General features: G+C 72.1%; 14 protein-coding genes. 7 read left to right on the top strand and 7 right to left on the bottom strand.

Going from position 1 to position 20,153, the window contains the following annotated elements; translation table 11 throughout:
- The first annotated feature begins 86 nt into the window (after nucleotides 1–86).
- Nucleotides 87–2,936 (top strand): DEAD/DEAH box helicase, encoded by a 2,850-nt coding sequence (locus ACFU5F_RS33565; RefSeq protein ID WP_383895602.1) that lies wholly within the window; start codon nucleotides 87–89, stop codon nucleotides 2,934–2,936.
- A gap of 64 nt (nucleotides 2,937–3,000) precedes the next feature.
- Here ACFU5F_RS33565 and atzF read toward each other — a convergent pair whose 3' ends face one another.
- From atzF to ACFU5F_RS33545, 4 genes are all read right to left on the bottom strand, one after another.
- Nucleotides 3,001–4,656 (bottom strand): allophanate hydrolase, encoded by a 1,656-nt coding sequence (atzF, locus tag ACFU5F_RS33560; RefSeq protein ID WP_383895599.1) that lies wholly within the window; start codon nucleotides 4,654–4,656, stop codon nucleotides 3,001–3,003.
- Between the two features lie 199 nt (nucleotides 4,657–4,855).
- Nucleotides 4,856–8,374 (bottom strand): 5-oxoprolinase/urea amidolyase family protein, encoded by a 3,519-nt coding sequence (locus ACFU5F_RS33555; RefSeq protein WP_383895596.1) that lies wholly within the window; start codon nucleotides 8,372–8,374, stop codon nucleotides 4,856–4,858.
- On the bottom strand, nucleotides 8,371–8,988 hold the full coding sequence (locus ACFU5F_RS33550) for an urea amidolyase associated protein UAAP2 (RefSeq protein ID WP_383895594.1): 618 nt from the start codon (nucleotides 8,986–8,988) through the stop codon (nucleotides 8,371–8,373). Before ACFU5F_RS33550 ends, ACFU5F_RS33555 begins: the two co-directional genes overlap by 4 nt.
- Entirely contained in the window at nucleotides 8,985–9,809 is an 825-nt protein-coding gene (locus ACFU5F_RS33545) for an urea amidolyase associated protein UAAP1 (RefSeq protein WP_383895591.1), read from the bottom strand. Before ACFU5F_RS33545 ends, ACFU5F_RS33550 begins: the two co-directional genes overlap by 4 nt.
- A gap of 237 nt (nucleotides 9,810–10,046) precedes the next feature.
- On the opposite strand from ACFU5F_RS33545, the gene ACFU5F_RS33540 reads away from it, so the two are divergent.
- From ACFU5F_RS33540 to ACFU5F_RS33515, 6 genes are all read left to right on the top strand, one after another.
- Nucleotides 10,047–10,682: a TetR/AcrR family transcriptional regulator gene (locus ACFU5F_RS33540; RefSeq protein WP_383895588.1), complete on the top strand. Its 636-nt coding sequence runs from the start codon at nucleotides 10,047–10,049 to the stop codon at nucleotides 10,680–10,682.
- A 346-nt stretch (nucleotides 10,683–11,028) separates the two neighbouring features.
- The gene (locus tag ACFU5F_RS33535) at nucleotides 11,029–12,669 is read left to right on the top strand and encodes a sensor histidine kinase (RefSeq protein WP_383895585.1); all 1,641 of its coding nucleotides are present in this window, start codon (nucleotides 11,029–11,031) and stop codon (nucleotides 12,667–12,669) included.
- Nucleotides 12,666–13,073: a roadblock/LC7 domain-containing protein gene (locus ACFU5F_RS33530; RefSeq protein ID WP_013004894.1), complete on the top strand. Its 408-nt coding sequence runs from the start codon at nucleotides 12,666–12,668 to the stop codon at nucleotides 13,071–13,073. Before ACFU5F_RS33535 ends, ACFU5F_RS33530 begins: the two co-directional genes overlap by 4 nt.
- Nucleotides 13,070–13,489, top strand: coding sequence for a DUF742 domain-containing protein (locus ACFU5F_RS33525; protein ID WP_383895582.1), 420 nt, complete (start codon nucleotides 13,070–13,072; stop codon nucleotides 13,487–13,489). The genes ACFU5F_RS33530 and ACFU5F_RS33525 overlap by 4 nt, the downstream gene beginning before the upstream one ends.
- The gene (locus ACFU5F_RS33520; protein WP_383895579.1) at nucleotides 13,470–14,093 is read left to right on the top strand and encodes an ATP/GTP-binding protein; all 624 of its coding nucleotides are present in this window, start codon (nucleotides 13,470–13,472) and stop codon (nucleotides 14,091–14,093) included. The genes ACFU5F_RS33525 and ACFU5F_RS33520 overlap by 20 nt, the downstream gene beginning before the upstream one ends.
- Nucleotides 14,094–14,171: 78 nt before the next feature.
- Nucleotides 14,172–15,644, top strand: coding sequence for a cytochrome P450 (locus ACFU5F_RS33515; RefSeq protein WP_383895576.1), 1,473 nt, complete (start codon nucleotides 14,172–14,174; stop codon nucleotides 15,642–15,644).
- Nucleotides 15,645–15,653: 9 nt separating this feature from the next.
- Here the strand turns inward: ACFU5F_RS33515 and ACFU5F_RS33510 are convergent, their stop codons facing one another.
- The 3 genes from ACFU5F_RS33510 to ACFU5F_RS33500 form a co-directional block, all read right to left on the bottom strand.
- Nucleotides 15,654–16,619, bottom strand: a complete 966-nt coding sequence (locus ACFU5F_RS33510; RefSeq protein WP_383895573.1) for a pseudouridine synthase — start codon at nucleotides 16,617–16,619, stop codon at nucleotides 15,654–15,656.
- Nucleotides 16,620–16,700: 81 nt separating this feature from the next.
- On the bottom strand, nucleotides 16,701–17,684 hold the full coding sequence (locus ACFU5F_RS33505; protein WP_383895571.1) for a hypothetical protein: 984 nt from the start codon (nucleotides 17,682–17,684) through the stop codon (nucleotides 16,701–16,703).
- 795 nt (nucleotides 17,685–18,479) lie between these two features.
- The gene (locus tag ACFU5F_RS33500; protein WP_383895568.1) at nucleotides 18,480–19,997 is read right to left on the bottom strand and encodes an amino acid permease; all 1,518 of its coding nucleotides are present in this window, start codon (nucleotides 19,995–19,997) and stop codon (nucleotides 18,480–18,482) included.
- Nucleotides 19,998–20,153 lie beyond the last annotated feature (156 nt).

Raw genomic sequence — 20,153 nt, 5'->3', positions numbered from 1 at the left:
AGGTTCTCGGTGGGGCCCGCCACCGTTCTCGGACGCGTTTTCGGGCGCCGGGGCGTCCGGATCTCGACGGTGCCACGATCCGGATAATGATCGTCCTGTTGTCAGTGGGGCCCGGTACGCTCGAAAGCACGATGACAGAGGACCTCTCCCCGGCCGAGCGGTACGCGGCAGCACGTAGGCGCGCCGTCGAGCAGGCCACCGCGCTCGCCGGTTTCCGCGCCATGTACGACTTCGGACTCGACCCCTTCCAGATCGAGGCCTGCCAGGCGCTGGAGTCGGGCAAGGGCGTCCTGGTGGCCGCCCCCACCGGCTCGGGCAAGACGATCGTCGGCGAGTTCGCCGTCCACCTCGCCCTGGAGCAGGGCAAGAAGTGCTTCTACACGACACCCATCAAGGCCCTGTCGAACCAGAAGTACTCCGACCTGTGCCGCCGCTACGGCGCCGACAAGGTCGGCCTGCTCACCGGCGACAACAGCGTCAACTCCGACGCCCCGGTGGTCGTGATGACCACCGAGGTGCTGCGGAACATGCTGTACGCGGGCTCCCAGACGCTCCTGGGCCTCGGGTACGTGGTCATGGACGAGGTGCACTACCTCTCCGACCGCTTCCGGGGCGCCGTCTGGGAAGAGGTGATCATCCACCTTCCCGAGTCGGTCACCCTCGTCTCCCTCTCGGCCACCGTCTCCAACGCGGAGGAGTTCGGTGACTGGCTGGACACCGTGCGCGGCGACACCGACGTGATCGTCTCCGAGCACCGGCCCGTGCCGCTGTTCCAGCACGTGCTCGCCGGACGGCGGATGTACGACCTGTTCGAGGAGGGCGAGGGCAACAAGAAGGCCGTCAACCCTGACCTGACCCGGATGGCGCGGATGGAGGCGAGCCGGCCCTCCTACCAGGACCGCCGCCGCGGCCGGGCCATGCGCGAGGCGGACCGCGAGCGCGAGCGCAGACAGCGGTCGCGGATCTGGATCCCGAGCCGGCCCGAGGTCATCGAACGGCTCGACTCCGAGGGCCTGTTGCCCGCCATCACCTTCATCTTCAGCCGCGCCGCCTGCGAGGCCGCCGTCCAGCAGTGCCTGTACGCGGGCCTGCGGCTGAACGACGACGAGGCCCGGCTCAAGGTGCGCGCCCTGGTCGAGGAGCGCACCGCCTCCATCCCGAACGAGGACCTCCATGTCCTCGGCTACTACGAGTGGTTGGAGGGACTGGAGCGCGGTATCGCGGCCCACCACGCGGGCATGCTGCCGACGTTCAAGGAGGTCGTCGAGGAACTCTTCGTACGCGGCCTGGTGAAGGCCGTGTTCGCCACCGAGACCCTCGCCCTCGGCATCAACATGCCCGCCCGCTCGGTGGTGTTGGAGAAGCTCGTCAAGTGGAACGGCGAGCAGCACGCCGACATCACCCCCGGCGAGTACACGCAGCTGACGGGCCGTGCCGGCCGGCGCGGCATCGATGTCGAGGGCCACGCGGTGGTGCTGTGGCAGCGCGGGATGAACCCCGACCACCTGGCCGGGCTCGCGGGCACCCGTACGTACCCGCTGCGCTCCAGCTTCAAGCCGTCGTACAACATGGCGGTCAACCTGGTCGAGCAGTTCGGGCGGCACCGCTCGCGGGAGCTGCTGGAGACCTCGTTCGCGCAGTTCCAGGCCGACAAGTCGGTCGTCGGGATCTCCCGGCAGGTCCAGCGCAACGAGGAGGGCCTGGAGGGCTACCAGGAGTCCATGACCTGCCACCTCGGGGACTTCGAGGAGTACGCGCGCCTGCGGCGGGAGCTGAAGGACCGTGAGACCGATCTGGCGAAGCAGGGCGCGGCCCAGCGGCGGGCCGAGGCGGCCGTCGCGCTGGAGAAGCTGAAGCCGGGCGACGTCATCCACGTGCCCACCGGCAAGTACGCGGGACTGGCGCTGGTGCTGGATCCCGGGCTGCCCGCCGGGCGGTCCAACGGCCATCGCGGGTTCGAGCAGCACGACGGGCCGCGTCCGCTGGTGCTGACCGCCGAGCGGCAGGTCAAGCGGCTGGCCTCGATGGACTTCCCGGTGCCGGTGGAGGCGCTGGAGCGGATGCGGATCCCGAAGTCCTTCAACCCGCGTTCGCCGCAGTCGCGGCGGGACCTGGCGTCCGCGCTGCGCACCAAGGCCGGGCACCTCGTGCCCGACCGGCACCGCAAGCGCAGGGCCGCCGCCGCGGACGACCGTGAGATCGCCCGGCTGCGGGCGGAGCTGCGGGCGCATCCGTGCCACGGGTGCAGCGACCGTGAGGACCACGCGCGGTGGGCCGAGCGCTACTACCGGCTCAAGCGGGACACCGCGCAGCTGGAACGCCGTATCGAGGGCCGTACGAACACCATCGCGCGGACCTTCGACCGGATCGTCGCCCTGCTGACCGAGCTGGACTACCTGCGGGCGGACGAGGTCACCGAGCACGGGAAGCGGCTCGCGCGGCTGTACGGCGAGCTGGACCTGCTGGCCAGCGAATGCCTGCGGGCGGGGGTCTGGGAGGGGCTCGGCCCGGCCGAGCTCGCCGCGTGCGTGTCCGCCCTGGTGTACGAGGCACGGGCCGCGGACGACGCGATGGCGCCGAAGCTGCCGTCCGGGAACGCCAAGGCCGCGCTGGGCGAGATGGTGCGGATCTGGGGGCGGCTGGACGCGCTGGAGGAGGAGTTCCGGATCACGCAGAGCGAAGGGGTGGGGCAGCGTGAGCCCGACCTCGGCTTCGCCTGGGCCGCGTACATGTGGGCCTCGGGATCGGGGCTCGACGAGGTGCTGCGGGAGGTGGAGATGCCGGCCGGGGACTTCGTGCGGTGGTGCAAGCAGGTGATCGACGTGCTGGGGCAGATCTCTGCGGCGGCGCCTGCCGGGTCGAGCGTGGGCAAGAACGCGCGGAAGGCCGTGGACGGGCTGCTGAGGGGAGTTGTGGCCTACTCCTCGGTGGGGTGAGGCTCCGTGCGGGTGCGGTGAGGGCTTCGCGGGCGTCCGCCGCCCGCCAGGGGCGGGCCGCCGGTCAGCGGGACAGGTAGCCTCTCCAACCGCCGTACCGCGTGATGTCCTCGGCGTCCCGCAGGGCTGCCGGTTCGCAGAGGAAGCCCGGGGCCCGGCCGCCGTCGGAGAGTTCGACGGAGCCGAGGGTCATGGGGCGGGGCAGGGCGGCCAGGAGGCGCCCCAGGCCCTCCGCCGGGAGACGCCAGACCTCCGTCTCGACGCAGGCGCCGCCCTCGCCGACATGGACCAGGCCCGGCTTCGGCGGGGTCGTGCGCAGGGCGTGCAGACGGTAGACGGGCGCGGTCGTGGTCGTGCGCTCCAGCCGGGCTCCCAGGGACAGGAGTTGGGGGTTCAGGGGCTGGCCCGAGAGATGGGCGCCCACGACCGCCAGGCGGACCTCCGGACGGAGGCAGGCGGCGATCCGGGCCAGGCGGTCGTCGGTGAAGGCCGGGCCGATCAGCATGACGCCGAACGGCAGGCCGTTCACCTCGCCCGCCGGGACGGCCACGGCCGCCAGGTCGAAGAGGTTCGTGGAGTTGGTGAAACGGCCGAGCCGGGCGTTCGCGCCCAGCGGGTCGGCGGCGACCTCGGCGAGCGTCGGGTGGCCCGGAGCCGTCGGCAGCAACAGGGCGTCCGCGTCGCCCAGTTCGGCGAGCGCGCGGGCGCGCAGGGCCGCCAGCCGGTCCTGGTCGGCGAACAGCTGGTGGGCCGGGATGTCCCGGGCCCGGGTGATGATGCCGGCGACCGTGGGGTCGAGGGAGCCGACGCCGTCCGCGAGCGCCTTGTCGACGAAGGCGCCGACGGCCGTGTAGCGCTCGGCGACGAACGCACCCTGGTAGAGCATGGCCGCGGCCTCGGTGAAGGGGGTGAGATCGAGGGGGCGGACGTCCGCTCCCGCGGCCCCGAGGAGGGTCACCGCCGACTCGTACGCCTCCGCCCAGCCCTCGTCCAGTTCACCGAGCTGCTCGCGCGGGGGGACGGCGACGCGCCAGGGGCCCGGGGAGCGCCGGGCGAGCGGCGGGAGGGGGCGGCCGGGCGCGGAGACCATGTGGGCGAGGGCCTGCTCGGCCTCCGGGAGGGTGCGGGCGAACACCGTGACGCAGTCGATCGAGGCGCAGGCCGGGACCACGCCCGTGGTGGGCACCAGACCCCGGGTGGGCTTCAGGCCGACGATGCCGTTGAACGCGGCGGGGACCCTGCCGGAGCCGGCCGTGTCGGTGCCGAGCGCGAAGTCGACGACACCGAGCGCCACCGCCACGGCCGAGCCGGAGCTGGAGCCGCCGCTGATGCGCGACGGGTCGTGGGCGCAGCGTACGGCGCCGTGCGGGGAGCGCGTACCGACCAGGCCGGTGGCGAACTGGTCGAGGTTGGTGGTGCCGAGGACGAGCGCGCCGGCCGCGCGCAGGCGGGCGACCACGGGGGCGTCGGCGGCGGGGGCGTACGCGTAGGCCGGGCAGCCCGCGGTGGTGGGGAGTCCGTGGACGTCGATGTTGCCCTTGACGGCGAAGAGGCGGCCGGCGAGGGGGAGGGAGGCGCCGGCGGCCAGGCGGGCGTCGATGGCCTCGGCTTCGGCCTCCGCGTCGGCGCGGGGGCGTAGGTCGATCCAGATCTCGGGGCGGTCCACGGCTTCGATGCGGGTGTAGGCCGTGCGGACTCTGGTGAGGGTGGGGGAGGGCATCTTCGCTCCTGGGGGTGGGGTGCTGTGGTGGGGTGCGGGGGATTTCTCGCCCCCGCCGCCTCTACCTTGTCCCGTCCCGTCCTCCAGGGGCTGTGCCCCTTCGACCCCTTGCGCCATCGGGGGTGGGGGGGGGTGCGGTGGCGCGTGCGGGCGGGTGGGGGGTTCTCGCGCAGTTCCCCGCGCCCCGTGCGGGGCGGGGTCAGGTGTTGTCCGGGGTCAGGATGATCAGGGGGGTGCCTGGGGACACCTGGGTGCCCGGGGTGGTCAGGACGCGGTCGACGACGCCGTCCGCGGGGGAGGGAACGCGGGACTCCATCTTCATCGCCTCCAGAGTCAGCAGGGGCTGGCCGGTGGTCACCCGGTCGCCCGGTCGTACGTTCACCTGCCAGACGGAGGCGGTGAACTCGGCCTCGACCAGGTGGCCGCCCTCGGGGACCCGGATCTCCGCCGGGACGGCCGGGGGCGGGGGTGCCGTCTCCGCCCGGGTGAACTCGCCGGCCGCCTCCCAGGCCGCCCGTTCCGCCGCGAAGGCGGTCTGCTGCCCGGCCCTGAACTCGGCTATGGAGTGGGCGTGTTCGGCGAGGAACGCCTCGTACTCGGCGAGGGAGAACGTGCCGGGCTCCACGCGGGGGACGAAGCGGCCCGAGACGATGTCCGCGCGCAGGGCGAGGAGTTCGTCGGCGTCCACCGGATACCACCGGATCCGGTCGAAGAACCGCAGCAGCCACGGGAAGCCGGGCTCGAACGCGCCGCGTTGCTGCCAGGGGGACCACACCTGGGTGGTGCGGCCGACGAACTGGTAGCCGCCCGGGCCCTCCATGCCGTAGACGCACAGATACGCCCCGCCGATGCCGACCGAGTTCTCCGCCGTCCAGGTGCGGGCCGGGTTGTACTTCGTCGTCACCAGGCGGTGGCGGGGGTCCAGCGGCGTCGCGACCGGGGCGCCCAGGTAGACGTCGCCCAGGCCCAGGACCAGGTACTCCGCGGCGAAGACCGTGTCGTGGACGTCGGCCGTCGAGTCCAGGCCGTTGACGCGGCGGATGAACTCGATGTTCCAGGGGCACCAGGGCGCGTCGTCCCGGACGCCCGCCATGTAGCGGGCGATGGCCTCACGGGTCGCCGGGTCGTCCCAGGAGAGCGGGAGGTGGATCGTGCGGGACGGGACGACGAGTTGGTCCGTCGGCGGGAGGGACGCCACGATGCGGCGTACCGCCGGAAGGAGTCCGTGCTGCGGCAGGACGGCCGGGTCGGTCCGGATCTGCAGGGAGCGGATGCCGGGGGTGAGGTCGGCGACGCCGTCGAGGGCGGCGTCGCGGACCGCCTCCATCAGGGCGTGCACGCGCATCCGCAGGGCCAGGTCGAGCTGCATGGGGCCGAACTCGACGAGGAGGTTGTCGTCGCCGCTGCGGCGGTACGTCACGTCACCGTCGCGGGCCAGGACACCGCCGTCGACGATCGCCGGGCGGGGCGAGGCGTCGCCGGCCACCGGGAGGAAGCGGACCGTGTCGCCCGGACGCAGCTGGCCGAGCTTCCAGCGCTCGGTGGACAGGACCGTGGCCGGGCAGACGAAGCCGCCGAGGGAGGGGCCGTCGGGGCCCAGGAGGACCGGCATGTCCCCGGTGTAGTCGACGGCGCCGACCGAGTACGGGGTGTCGTGGATGTTGGAGGGGTGCAGGCCCGCCTCGCCGCCGTCGGTGCGGGCCCAGCGCGGCTTGGGGCCGACCAGGCGGACGCCGGTGCGGGCCGAGTTGAAGTGGACCGTCCAGTCGGCTGCGTAGAACTCGTGGATGTCCTCCTCGGTGAAGAACTCCGGTGCCGCGTGCGGGCCTTCGACGGCGGCGACCCGCCAGGCGGAGGTGAGGGACGGGCGGTCCCGTGGCGGCACCGGGCGGCCCTCGGCCGTGACCGCGCCGCCGTGCAGCACGTCGCCGGTGCGCAGCGCCCGGCCGCCGTGGCCGCCGAAGCGGCCCAGGGTGAAGGTGGCCGCACTGCCCAGGAACGACGGCACGTCCAGGCCGCCGCCCGCGAACAGGACGTAGGTGCGCAGGCCGTGTTCCGCGGGCGCGCCCACGGTCAGGACGGCCCCGGCGGGCACGGTCACCGGCTCCCACTGCGCGACGGGCGAGCCGGCCACGGTCACCTCGGCGGGGGCGCCGGTCACACAGACCGTGGTGGCACGGGTGAGACGGAGGGCCGGGCCCTGGAGGGTGCATTCGAGGCCGGGGGCGCCCTCCGGGTTGCCGAGCGCCCGGTTGCCGAGGCGGAACGACAGGTCGTCCATGGGGCCGCAGGGCGGGACGCCGACCTGCCAGTGGCCGGTGCGGCCCGGCCAGTCCTGGACGGTGGTGAGGGTGCCGCCGGAGACGACCTCGATCCGGGGGGTCGGGTCGGTCACGGTGGCGAGGGTGGCCGTGGAGTGGGTGGCGTGCCGGACGTCCCGGTCGTCGAGGGCGGCCCGGACCAGGCCCAGGTTGGTCTCTACGCCGTCGATCCGGGTGCCGGCCAGCGCCTCGTCCAGTCGGCGCAGGGCCTCGGCGCGGTCGGCACCGTGCGCGACGACCTTGGCGAGCAGTGGGTCGTACGCGGTCGTGACCTCGGTCCCGGTCTCGGCCCAGCCGTCGACGCGGACGCCCCGCGGGAACACGACGCGGGTCAACAGGCCCGCGCTCGGCCGGTGTTCGCGCGAGGGGTCCTCGGCGTAGAGCCGGGCCTCGACGGCGTGGCCGCGCGGTTGTCCCGGGGCCCGTACGACGGCCGAGTCGCCGCGGGCCAGGCGCAGCATCCAGTCGACGAGGTCGACGCCGTAGATCTCCTCGGTGACGGTGTGCTCGACCTGGAGGCGGGCGTTGACCTCCAGGAAGTACGCCTCCTCGCGGGCGGCGTCGTAGACGAACTCCACGGTTCCGGCGGAGCGGTACTCGACGCTCGCGCACAGGTCACGGGCGGCGGCGGCCAGGCGTGCGCGCACCTGGTCGGGCAGGCCGGGGGCCGGGGCCTCCTCGACGACCTTCTGGTTGCGGCGCTGGAGGGAGCAGTCGCGGTCGCCGAAGGTGACGACGAGGCCGTCGCCGTCGCCGAAGACCTGCACCTCGACGTGACGAGCCCGTTCGACGAGACGTTCGAGGTAGACGCCGGCGGAGGAGAAGGAGGCGGCGGCGACGCGCTGCACCCCTTCCCATGCCTCGGTCAGTTCGGCTGCGGATCGGCAGGCGGACATGCCGATGCCCCCGCCTCCGCCGGTGGCCTTGAGCATCACGGGGTAGCCGAGGGCCGAGGCGTGGGCGAGGGCGTCGGTGAGCGAGGGCAGCAGGTCGGTGCCGGGCAGGAGCGGCACGCCGGCCGCCTCGGCGGCCTCCCGAGCGGTGTGTTTGGCGCCGAACAGTTCGAGCTGGTCGGGGGTCGGGCCGACGAACACGATGTCCGCGTCCTCGCAGCGGCGGGCGAAGGCGGCGTCCTCGGAGAGGAAGCCGTAGCCGGGGTGGACGGCTCCGGCGCCGGTGTCCTTGGCCGCCTTGAGGATCAGGTCCGCGTCGAGGTACGACTCCTTCGCGGGTGCCGGGCCGAGCCGTACCGCCGCGTCGGCGAGCCGGACGTGGGCGGCGGCGCGGTCGGCGTCGGAATACACCGCGACCGTGCGCAGGCCCAGGGCGCGGGCGGTGCGGATGATCCGGACGGCGATCTCGCCGCGGTTGGCGACCAGCAGGGTGTCGAAGGTCATGTGCCCGTCCCGGTGATCGTCATCTGTACGGCCGTGGGGTCGAAGCCGTTGCAGGGGTTGTTGATCTGGGGGCAGTTGGAGACCAGCACCAGCACGTCGCACTCGGCGCGCAGGGTCAGGGCCAGACCGGGGGCGGAGATGCCGTCGACGATGCCGAGGGTGCCGTCCTTCTCGACCGGTACGTTCATGTACCAGTTGACGTTCGACACCAGGTCGCGTTTGCCGAGGCCGTGTTTCGCGCCCTCGGCGAGGAAGTTGTCGACGCAGGCGTGCTGGGACCAGGTGTGGTGGCCGTACCGCAGGGTGTTCGACTCCTTGGAGCAGGCGCCGCCGACCGTGTCGTGGCGGCCCACGTCGTCGGCGGTCACGGTCATCAGCGGGGTGTGCTCGTTGGACATCAGCACGCTGCCGGTGGTGAGGAAGATGCCGCCCTGCGCGTGGATCGTGTCGGGCGCGCTGTAGCGGACGGCCGTGTCGTGGGCGTCGTACACGAGGAAGTCGACGGCCTGGTTGCCGTGCAGATCGGTGAGGGTGAGGGTCTGACCGGCGCGGATCACGCAGGACCAGGCGGCGCGGGCCGGGACGACGGCTTTCGTGGAGGTGACGGTCGTCATGCGATCCCCCTCGCGGTGAGGAACTCGGCGGTGTTGAGGAAGGCCCGGCGGCCTTCGGGCGTGGCGTCCCACAGGGGGTCGCCGGGCTCGGTCGGCCGGGCACGCCAGGCGAGCACCTCCAGCGGGGTGCTGACGTACGCGGGGCGCGGGTCGGCCGGGTGCGGCACGTTGGCGATCAACACGGTCACGTCCTGTTCGGTGCGCAGGGTCACGGCAGCGCCGGGGCCGGCGGAGCCGGTGAAGTCGAGGGTGCCGTCCTCGCGCACCCGCACGCCCTGGAAGAAGGAGAGGGAAGGCGGGAGGTCCCGGGGCTCGAGGCCGTTCTTGGCGGCGGCCAGCTTGAACAGTTCACGTCCGGCGGGGGAGGCGGACTGCGGGGTGCCGTCGCCGTACCGCTCGGTGTTGCGGACGAGGGTGCTGGTGCCGCACAGCGCGTCGTGCCGGCCCGAGGTGTCCGCGACCACCGACGCGAGGACGCGGCCCTGGTCGGACAGGAGCAGGTCGCCCTCGCCCAGGTAGGCGTTCCACTGGACCTTGACGGTGTCGGCGACGTTCAGCCGCTCCCAGGGGCGGTCGGCGCTGTGCAGCAGCAGATGCGCGCACGCGTCGCCGCGTACGTCGGTGAGCCGGAGCGCGGTGCCCCGGGCGAGCACCCTGTGGGTGTAGTTCCCGCCCGCCACCGTCTCCGCCCACACCAGCCGTTCCGCCGCGCAGGGCGGGTCCGGCCAGTCGCCGGCGGGCACCACGGGCATCGCCTCGGCCCGGGCGCCCTCCTGCGCGCGGGCGTGGTCGCGTGCTCCGTACGTCGTCGATGTCGCCATCGGGGGACCTCCGGGTGCGGCGTGGATCTCTGTCATGGATTTCTGTCGCGTGACAGAAATTAGGTGCCCGGCGGGTCGCCGCCATGTCCCGTGCGTTGCGGTGCGGTTACCGAGCCCTCACGGATCTCTGCCTCGGCGGCGGGCCGGGGAACCATGCGGCCGCTCGCCGGGTCGTGGGGGTTCCGTGCCGCGACCGGTCGCCGGGTCGTGCGAGGGGCGTGTGCGAGGATCGAACACATGGGAAGCGCGGGTGGCACCGGGGGGCGGCGGGTCGGCAGGCCCCGGGCCCAGGGGCGCGCGGAGAGCGGGCTGCCGCCGCGCGACGAACTGCTCGCGGCCGCGGCCGAGTTGTTCACGACGCGGGGTTACGCGGCCACCACCACCCGGGCCGTCGCCGAGCGGGCCGGCATGCGGCAGGCGTCCATGTACCACTACGTCTCCGGCAAGGAGGAACTGCTCGCCGAGCTGCTGGAGTCCACCGTCACCCCGTCGCTCGCGTACGCCCGTGAACTCCTCGCCCGGGACGGAGTCCGTGCCGAGGACCGGCTGCGGGAGCTGTGCCGCGCCGATGTCGCCCTCCTGTGCGGCGGAACCCACAACCTCGGCGGCCTGTACCTCCTTTCGGAGGTCCGCGCCGAGCGCTTCGCGGGATTCCACGCCGTGCGGGCCGAGCTGAAGGACGCCTACCGGCAGCTGATCGCGGCGACGGCCGTGGGCGGGGCGCTCGCCAAGCGCGAGCTGGAGCTGCGGACGGACCTCGTCTTCGGGCTGATCGAGGGGGTCATCCTCGTCCGCCGCTCCGATCCCGACCGGCCCGTCTCCGCCTTTGCCGAGGCAACGGCGGACGCCGCGCTGCGCATCGTCGGCGTCTGACGAAGGCGCCCCCGACGGCCGGTTCCCCGGCGCGCGTTCACCCTGTCAAGAGGCTCTGCTCGTACGCCCGTCCATGGTCACTCGGTGTGTGCGAATGGCGCCCCAGCGTGTAAATGACCAGAGCGTACTCCTGTCGCGAGGGTGATTTCAGGCGGTTGCTGAATATGACACAGCGATGATCCGGTCGGACTAAGCTCGCCCGCAGCGCACCGAGTTGAGATGTATTCGGGCGCTTGTTCCAAAAAATACCGAAGACACAGTTTGATTCGCGGATGAACCCGAGCAACCTCCGGCAACTCCCCGCAAGTCACCCGACCATCAGCCGAACCGTCTTTAGAGGGCATACATGGTGAGTGTTCAATCGCCTCCCGGTGGCCGTGACCTTCCCTACGCGCGCTTGCTGCCGCTACCGGCGATACTGATGGCCGCGGCGACCGGAACCACCGTCTCCCTGGTGACGGGGCCGGTCCGGCTCGCCGTCGGCTTGTGCGGGGCCGCCGCGACGCTCCTGCTGACCGTCGTCGCCGTCCTCGCGGTGCGCGGCGGCCGTCGTACCGTCCGGGAGCTGCGCGCCGAACAGCAGCGGCGCACCGCCCTCCTCGAACAGCGGATCGCCGCCCACGACCAGGAATTCACCCGGCTGGGCAAGGAGATCCTGCCCGCCACGCTGTACCGGCTGCGCACCGGAGAATCCCCCTCAGAGGTGATTCGTCACGTCGTCGACGGCGACCCCGAGTGGCGCGAACTCCCCGCCTCGCAGCGAGACTTGCTGCGCACCCTGCTCACCATCGTCGACCGCGAGGAAGCACTGCGCGACTCCTCGCAGCGGTCCTTCGTGAACATCGCCCGCCGTGTCCAGGCGATCGTCCACCAGCAGAACAACGAACTCCGCGAGATGGAGGAGGACCACGGGCGCAACCCCGAGGTCTTCGACGACCTGCTGCGCATCGACCACGGCACCGCCCTGATCGGCCGCCTCGCCGACTCCATCGCCGTCCTCGGCGGCGGCCGCCCCGGCCGCGTCTGGTCCCGGCCCGTCCCGCTGTACAGCGTGCTGCGCGGCGCCATGTCCCGCATCCTGGAGTACCGCCGCATCGAGCTCGACTCGATCGCCAAGGTCAACGTCGACGGCGTCGGCGTCGAGCCCGTCATCCACGCCTGCGCCGAACTCCTGGACAACGCCACCCGTTACTCGCCGCCCCACACCAAGGTGCACGTCACCGCCGTGGAGGTGCAGACCGGCATCGCCATCGAGATCGAGGACGGCGGGATCAGCCTCAGCGAGGAGACCCGCGCCAAGGTCGAGGACATGCTCGCCAAGGCCCAGCAGGGCATCGACATGCAGGAGATGGGCGACACCCCGCGCCTCGGCCTCGCCGTCGTGGGCCGCCTGTCGACCATGTACAACATGCAGATCTCGCTGCGGCCGTCCGCCTACGGCGGCGTCCGCGCCGTCGTCGTCGTACCGCGCGACCTGCTCACCGAGGAGGCCGCCCCCGGCCTCGCCCACGGCATCGGCGCCGGCGCCGTGACGACCATGGACACCGACGGTGTCGAAGGCCCCAACCGCAAGGCCAAGCGCCGCCGCCCCACCACCGGACCGCGGATCCCGAGTTCCGCGGAGGACATGGGCCAGGACATGGAGGACGACGACGTTCCCGTCGTCACCGAATGGACGGCCAACGGCCTGCCGCAGCGCCGCAGCCGGAGCAAGATCCCGCTCAGCCAGCGCTACGCCGAGGCCGCCGCCGCGGAGGCCGCGGCCGAGGCCGCCATGGCCGCCGCCCCCGTGTGGCAGGAGCCCGCACCCGAGAAGGAGCAGCCCCCGCCCGGCATGTGGGTCGAGGCGTTCATGGCCGGGCTCAAGGGCGACCCCGACCCGAACGCCTTCAGGAACCACCCGGACGACCCGAGGCCGTCCACCGCACGCACCGCGAACACCGAGCCGGCCCGCACCGAGGCCGACGACGAGGGGGACCTCAAGTGATCCAGCAACGGGCCAACTTCGACTGGCTGCTGAAGGATCTGGCCGACGGCGTACCTGGCATCCAGCAGATCGTCGTGCTCTCCGCCGACGGCCTGCGGATCGCCCGCCACGGCGGAGACCCGGACGCCGCCGACCGGGTCGCCGCGGCGTGCGCGGGACTGCAGAGCCTGGCCGGCGCCGTGGCCGGTGAGATCCCGCAGAGCGACGGCCACATGCGGATGGTCATCATCGAGATCAACGGCGGCTACTTCTACATGATGGCCGCCGGCTCCAACGCCTATCTCGCGGTGCTCGCCAACGAGGTCGCCGAACCCGGACTGATGAGCAACCGTATGCGCGACCTCGTCGACCGCATCGGCTCCCACCTCACCAGTCCGCCCCGGCGGAACGGGCAGACCGTATGACGCCTCCGCGTCGCCGACGGCGCCAGCCCCAGCACGAACCGCCTCCTCCTCCGCCGCCGCCCGAGGACGGCCCCCCGGGCGGGACGGGGGAGCGTCGGGCCCCCGAGCGGCTCTACATCCTCACCGGCGAGGACGGCGAGCGGGCCCCGATCGACCTCGTCACGTTGATCGTGGCGCGTGCCGACCCGCCGCCGTCCGCCGCCCCGGAGCAGTCCGCGCTGCTGCGCATCTGCCAGGCACCCCTGTCCGTGGCCGAGATCTCGGCCTACCTCAACCTGCCGATCAGCGTGGTGACCGTCCTGCTCACCGAGCTGCTGACGGCCGAACTGGTACAGGCACGCGCACCGGTCGTCCGGCAGGCGCGGGCAGACCGTTCCCTCCTCGAAGCGGTGATGCATGGACTTCAAAAGCTCTGACACCATCACGGGTCCACGGACCGAGGACCACCTGCCGCACACCGCGCAGGCCGCGGCGAAGATCGTGATCGTGGGCGGTTTCGGCGTCGGCAAGACGACCATGGTGGGGTCCGTCAGCGAGATCAGGCCGCTGACGACCGAGGAGACCATGACGCAGGCCGGGATCGGGGTCGACGACAACTACGGCTCCAAGTCCAAGACGGCCACCACCGTGGCCATGGACTTCGGCCGCATCAGCATCACCGACGAGCTGGTGCTCTACCTGTTCGGCACCCCTGGCCAGGAGCGCTTCTGGTTCCTGTGGAACGGCCTGTTCGAGGGTGCCCTGGGAGCCGTCGTCCTGGTCGACACGCGACGGCTGGAGGTCAGCTTCGACGTCATGGGCCGCCTGGAGGAGCGGGGCGTGCCCTTCGTCGTGGCGGTCAACGACTTCCCCGACGCGCCCCGCTACGCCGTCGACGAACTGCGTCAGGCCCTCGACCTGGCCCCGGAGATCCCGATCATCCGCTGCGACGCGCGCCGCCGGGCGTCCAGCCGGGACGTCCTGATGACCCTCACGACCTTCCTGCACTCCCTGGCGATGTCGGGGGCGACGTCGGCATGACCCGCGGCCCGGCCCCGTACGCCCCCGGCGGCCTTCCCACCACAGACACCGGAACCACCTCAGCTCGGAGCGATCACCGTGACGCCTGAATCCCACTCCCTCACCGGCACGGACGACCCCACCCTCGGGCCGCCCCCCGGCTGCCCCGCCCACGGGGCGGGCCCCGGCGGACTCCGCCGCCTGTACGGCCCCGAGGCGGAGGACCTGGGAGCCGTGTACGAGAAGCTCCGCGCGGAGCACGGCCCGGTGGCTCCGGCCCTGCTCCACGACGACGTGCCGATCTGGGTGGTGCTCGGGCACGGCGAGAACATGCACATGGTGAGTACGCCGACGCACTACTCCCGTGACACCCGGCTGTGGAACAAGCTCCAGGACGGCACCTTCAAGCCCGACAACCCGCTGATGCCGCACATCGCGTGGCAGCCCATCTGCTGTCACGCCGAGGGCGACGAGCATCTGCGGCTGCGCGGCGCGGTCACGGGCGCCATGTCGACCATCAACTTCCGGGGCATCCGGCGCAGCATCAACCGCTACACCCAGCAGCTCGTCAACGAGTTCTGCGAGGAGGGCGAGGCGGACCTCGTCGGCCAGTTCGCCGAGCATCTGCCGATGGCGGTGATGTGCGAGATCCTCGGCATGCCCGAGGAGTACAACGACCAGATCGTGCACGCCGCCCGGGACATGCTCAAGGGCACCGAGACCGCGATCGCCAGCAACGCCTACATCATGGAAGCCCTCATGCGGCTCACCTCGCGCCGCAGGGCCGAGCCGCAGGAGGACTTCACCAGCCATCTGATCAACCACCCGGCACGGCTCACCGACGAGGAGGTGGGCCAGCACCTGCGCGTCGTGCTCATCGCCGCGTACGAGGCCACCACCAACCTGCTCGCCAACGTGCTGCGCGTGGTGCTGACCAACCCTGGTTTCCGGGCCCAGCTGAAGGGCGGCCAGATGACGGTGCCCGAGGCGGTCGAGCAGTCCCTGTGGGACGAGCCGCCCTTCAGCACGCAGCTCGCCTACTTCGCCAAACAGGACACGGAGCTGGGCGGTCAGCGCGTCCGCAAGGGCGACGGTCTGCTGTTCGGCATCGCGCCGGGCAACGTCGACCCGCGGGTACGGCCCGACCTCACGGCGAACATGCAGGGCAACCGGTCGCACCTCGCCTTCGGCGGCGGCCCGCACGAGTGCCCCGGCCAGGACACCGGCCGCGCCATCGCCGACGTGGGCGTCGACGCGCTGCTGGCGCGTCTTCCCGACATCCGCCTCAACTGCGAGGAGAGCGAGCTGCGCTGGCGGGCCTCCATCTCGACCCGGCACCTGGTCAGGCTCCCGGTACGCTTCGAGCCCAAGGAGCGGGAGGCACTCGAACAGCGGCCCGTCGGCCGCCCTCTGCCGGCCCAGCGCGAGGGCGGGCGCACGACGGCCCCGACCATCCTGCCCCCGGCTGCTTCCGCCGAGCCCGGTCCGGCGCCGTCGGCCGCGGCCGCCGCCGGTCCGCAGGGCCGTCCCGGTCTGCTGCGCCGCGCCCTGCGGTGGTTGAGCGGCCGCTAGGAGATGCCGTCAGGTCTGGTCCTCGGGGGCCGTCCCGGCCCATGTCCCGTACGAGGACCAGGCCTGCAGCACTCTCCCGCTCACGAACCGATGCGCGAGCCCCGTGACGGGGTCGGTGAACTCCAGCGAGCGGGCCAGCAGTTGCAGCGGGCGCCGGAAGTCGTCGGACGGCACGGGGGCCCGCACCCGCGGATACAGCGGATCACCGAGGATCGGCAGGCCCAACGACGCCATGTGTACCCGTAGTTGGTGTGTCTGCCCGGTGCCGGGCCGCAACCGGTAGCGGGCCGGCCCGCCCTCCCGCCGGTCCAGCAGTTCCACACCGCTCACGGCGTTGGGCTCGCCCTCCACCTCACGGGCCGCCATCACCCCGCGCTCCTTCACGATCCGGCTGCGTACGGTGCACGGCAGGGGGACCGACGGGTCGTACGGGGCGACGGCCTCGTACTCCTTGGTGACGAGCCGGTCGCGGAACAGTGTCTGGTACGCGCCCCGCTCCTCGGGGCGGACGGTGAACAGCACCAGTCCGGCGGTGAGCCTGTCCAGGCGGTGGGCGGCGCCCAGCGTGGGCACCCCCAGCTCCCGGCGCAGCCGGGCGAGTGCCGTCTGCGTGATATGGCTGCCCCGCGGTGTCGTGGCCATGAAGTGCGGTTTGTCGACGACGACGACATGGTCGTCGCGGTACACGACCTCCAGCGGGAAGGGGACCGGCACCTCGCGCGGGAGGTCCCGGTGGAACCACACCGACAGGCCGGGCACGTACCCCGTGTCGCGCGACACCGCACGTCCGTCGGCGTCCACGATCAACCCCGCGTCGAGCATTCCGTCGATCACCCCGTCACCGGCCGCGAGCCGTTCCACCAGGTGATCACGCACGGTCGCCCACGCGGCCCCGTGCGGCAGCCTGACCCGTACCGGGTCGATGCCGTCGCGCTGCGGCAGGGGCGCGGGGGGAACCGGGCTTCTGCGTCTCACACGATCAAGCGTACGGGGGCCCGACGGCAGGAGCGCCCGGCGGTCCCCCGCCCCGGTCCGGCGGCTGAGCACCATGCCGGGTCAGGCGGCGCACCGGTACCGGTCGGTGTCCTCGTGCCAGAGGTAGGAGCCTGCCGCCCAGCCCTGGATGGCCCGGGCGTGGCGGAGCACGGCGCGCTGGGTGTGCTGACTGGTACGCAGGTCGTACAGGGTCTGCGGAAGGTCCGTCCTGACCGTCTCGTCCAGGGTCCTGACCCGGCCGGTCAGAACGCGGTTGACGAAGGAGACCGCCTCGTGGAGGGGGAGGTCGTGCAGTTCCTGGGTCACGCGCACGATGTTGTTCCTGGCGACACCCTCACGGACCTCCTTGGGGTAGGACACGATGTCGTTGTGCAGATCGACGGTGTCCCGGAACGCGTCGGTCAGCACGCGGAACGAGCGGGTCGCGCGGATGTCCTCGGTGATCTCCCAGCCGAGCGAGTGCTCCATCAGCAGGGCGCTGCAGCCGGCCGCGCCGTAGTCGCGCCGCATCTCCGTCTGCTCTATGACGTCGGGGTACCGGGGGCGTGTGAGGTTCTCCGTCTCCCACAGCGACGCCTGGAGGAACTGCCGCATGGACCTGGTGTAGAGGGACTGCCACGCGAGCGACGCCGAGGGTGCCGTGCGCCGCCACAGGTCCGCCAGGGCGAGTTCCAGAGGTTCCTTGGGGTCCGGTGCCGGGCCGGAGGGGTGTGTCCCGACCGGGAGGAAGCCCATCAGCCGCTCGATGCGGTCCAGGATCTGTTCCCGTTTGCCGAGGGCCTCGCACCAGGGCAGAAAGATGTCGTCGAGGCACCAGATCACGCTGTGCCAGCTGGACAGCAGTTCCAGCTCGCGGGCGGAGGTGTGCGGATACGTCAGGGCGGTGAAGCGGGTGAAGTCCGCCCGGTCGAATGTCTCGGCACTCCACCCGCCGTGGTGCGATTCGGTGTGCTGGGGTTCGAGTAAGCCCATGGAGTGCGCCCAGGCGCGCACGCGCGGACGGACCTCCCGCAGGTGAGGGTTCACCCTGGCCTGGAACGGCATGTAGAACGAGGGTATTTGGAAGGTGTCCGCCACGGCTGCCTCCTGTCTGTGACGACTGGCCTCTGCACCGCCCTCTGACCCGGGCCGACGGCGCGCGGCCGCCACCGGGTCCTTGAACCACGCGCTGTGCTCCCTGCGCCGCGATCGCGGCGCCGCGGACGTGCGTACGCTTCCGGCGGCCGGCGGAGCCGGTCGGACCGGAACCTGTTGCCTGCGTGCCGGGCGGTGTCGTCGGCCATGATCTTCGAGGCGGCCGACAGACGGTGCAGGGAGTCCGTGGGTCACCATCGCCGCGATCATGCCGTCGACGACAAGGTCATGAAACGACCCCACCTTCCTCTGGACGCTCTCCGGGGAATTGACCTTTCAAACCACCATCCGCTCCGCGCTGTCCTGCGTCAACCTCGGCGTACGTGCGTTGCGGCCGAGGAGACGGTACAAAACGGATGTGTCAACGGTCCGCGTCGGCTTGAGGGCCCCGGGAGGTGGAAACCGGCCAGGCCTTCGCACGCGGTGCGCGCGACACCGCCGGGTGCCTCGGACCGGCATCCGGACACCACCTCCTCGGCCGGGGGCGTGACGCCCTGTCCCATGCCGGTGGCAACTCGCCCCGCCGGCAGACCACTTCGCACCATGCGACGGGCCGAGGTCGTCCGAAAAGGGCGCGCGCGCCCGCGCACGGAGCGGCCCGGCGTCTCACTCTGCCCGGCGCGCCGTCCGTGCCGGGCCCGTGCGGCGGCCGGGGGAGCAGTACGCCCCCGGGGCAGGACACGACGACGCCGAGCGGACCGAGCACTACGCCGGACGAGCCCGGCGGCCTCGGGTCAGGTGGTACAGGAGGCCGGCGGTCACCGTGACGAGGAGGAACAGGAGGGTGAACCACTGGAAGTACCAGTGGCCGCCCGCGGGGTCGTAGACCTCCGCACGGGGCCAGGCCAGGTTGACGGTCATGAAGAGGCCGTAGAGCAGGGCGAGGGCGTTCACGGGGATTCCCCAGCGGCCGAGCGAGAACAGGGGTCTGCCGGTCTCGTCCGTGCCGGCGGAGGGGAAGGTGCCCTTCAGACGCCGGACCAGGAGCGGGCCGGTGACCATCGCGTACGCCAGGTACAACATCACGATGCAGGTGGTGCCGATCGCCAGGAACGCCTCCGGCGAGGCGAAGTTGAGGAGCAGCAGGGCGGCGGCGAGGACGCCGACGACCAGGGCGGGGGCGGTCGGCATGCCCGTGCGCGGGTTGACCGCGGCGAGCCGCGCGGAGAAGGGGAGCCGGCCGTCGCGGGCCATCGAGAAGAGCATGCGGCAGGCCGACGTCTGGATCGCGAGCGTGGCCACGGCGATGGCCACCACCACGTCGGCCAGCAGGAAGCGACCCACTCCGTCGCCGAGGCTGCTGGTCAGGACGTAGCTCAGACCGTCCACGCCCAGCCTGCCGTCGGTGAGGCTGGGCGCGGCGAGCAGGCCGGCCAGGACGAGGAGGCCGCCGAGCAGACCGGCCGCGCCGAGTGCCGTGAGGATCGTGCGGGGCGCCACCCGGCGCGGGTGGTGGGTCTCCTCGCTCATCTCACCCGCGCTGTCGAAGCCGATCAGCACGTACGCGGCCGTGAACGAGCCCACCAGCAGGGCGCCGAGCAGGTCGGTGCCGCCCCCGGCCGTGGGGAAGGTGATGCCGGGGGAGCGCTCGGCGTGAGTGAGGAGGAGGACGACGATCAGGATCGCGCCGACGATCTCGGCGGTCACGCCGACCCGGTTGACCACGGACAGCACCCGGTTGTCGAGGACGTTCACGAACGTGGTGAGGGCCAGCAGGAGCACCCCCAGCACGGCCGCGTTCGCCGCGCCCGTCGCCGTGGTGGGTGCCGGGTCCCCGCCCACGATCTGGAAGCCCGACCAGATGGCGGGCATCACCATCTGCAGTGCGAGCGCGGCCGCCGCGACCACCACGATCTGCCCGATCACCATGATCCAGCCGGCGAACCAGCCGAAGGTCGGGTTCGACAGGCGGGACGACCACTGGTAGATCGCGCCCGATATCGGGTAGCGCGCGGCCAGTTCCGCGAAGCACGCGGCCACCAGCAGCTGGCCGATCAGGACCGCGGGCCAGGTCCAGAAGAAGACCGGGCCGCCGAACGCGTAGCCGAAGGCGAAGAACTGGAAGACGGTCGTGAGGACGGAGATGAAGGAGAAGCCGGCGGCGAACGAGGCGTACCTGCTCAGGCTGCGGTGCAGTTCCTGGTCGTAGCCGAACTCGTTCAGGGAGGCGTCGTCGGGGGAGCGGGGCGGCTCCGGACGGAGATCGGGGGCGGTGCTCGTCATGGCGGCAACCTGCTTTCGCACAAGCGGCGCGAGCGTTCGCGTACGAGCGTTCGCGCACGAGCGGCACGCATTCCTGTCGGGCGACAGAAATTAGGGGAGCCCTGTGTCGCGCGTGTCACACGACCGTGTCCGGAGGGAGCCCAAATCCTCACCACC

The organism is Streptomyces sp. NPDC057438 (assembly GCF_042802995.1).
Lineage (GTDB): Bacteria > Actinomycetota > Actinomycetes > Streptomycetales > Streptomycetaceae > Streptomyces.
The sequence above is the reverse complement of the archived record's forward strand: the minus strand, read 5'-3'. Positions and strand labels throughout refer to the sequence as shown.

What these genes read in the sequence shown, in the direction of transcription:
- ACFU5F_RS33535 (WP_383895585.1), top strand. Translation starts at nt 11,029, where the DNA reads ATGGTGAGTGTTCAATCGCCTCCCGGTGGCCGTGACCTTCCCTACGCG.
- ACFU5F_RS33555 (WP_383895596.1), bottom strand. Translation starts at nt 8,374, where the DNA reads ATGACCTTCGACACCCTGCTGGTCGCCAACCGCGGCGAGATCGCCGTC.
- ACFU5F_RS33565 (WP_383895602.1), top strand. Translation starts at nt 87, where the DNA reads ATGATCGTCCTGTTGTCAGTGGGGCCCGGTACGCTCGAAAGCACGATG.
- ACFU5F_RS33540 (WP_383895588.1), top strand. Translation starts at nt 10,047, where the DNA reads ATGGGAAGCGCGGGTGGCACCGGGGGGCGGCGGGTCGGCAGGCCCCGG.
- ACFU5F_RS33520 (WP_383895579.1), top strand. Translation starts at nt 13,470, where the DNA reads ATGGACTTCAAAAGCTCTGACACCATCACGGGTCCACGGACCGAGGAC.
- ACFU5F_RS33505 (WP_383895571.1), bottom strand. Translation starts at nt 17,684, where the DNA reads ATGCCGTTCCAGGCCAGGGTGAACCCTCACCTGCGGGAGGTCCGTCCG.
- ACFU5F_RS33500 (WP_383895568.1), bottom strand. Translation starts at nt 19,997, where the DNA reads ATGACGAGCACCGCCCCCGATCTCCGTCCGGAGCCGCCCCGCTCCCCC.
- ACFU5F_RS33550 (WP_383895594.1), bottom strand. Translation starts at nt 8,988, where the DNA reads ATGACGACCGTCACCTCCACGAAAGCCGTCGTCCCGGCCCGCGCCGCC.
- ACFU5F_RS33545 (WP_383895591.1), bottom strand. Translation starts at nt 9,809, where the DNA reads ATGGCGACATCGACGACGTACGGAGCACGCGACCACGCCCGCGCGCAG.
- ACFU5F_RS33525 (WP_383895582.1), top strand. Translation starts at nt 13,070, where the DNA reads ATGACGCCTCCGCGTCGCCGACGGCGCCAGCCCCAGCACGAACCGCCT.
- atzF (WP_383895599.1), bottom strand. Translation starts at nt 4,656, where the DNA reads ATGCCCTCCCCCACCCTCACCAGAGTCCGCACGGCCTACACCCGCATC.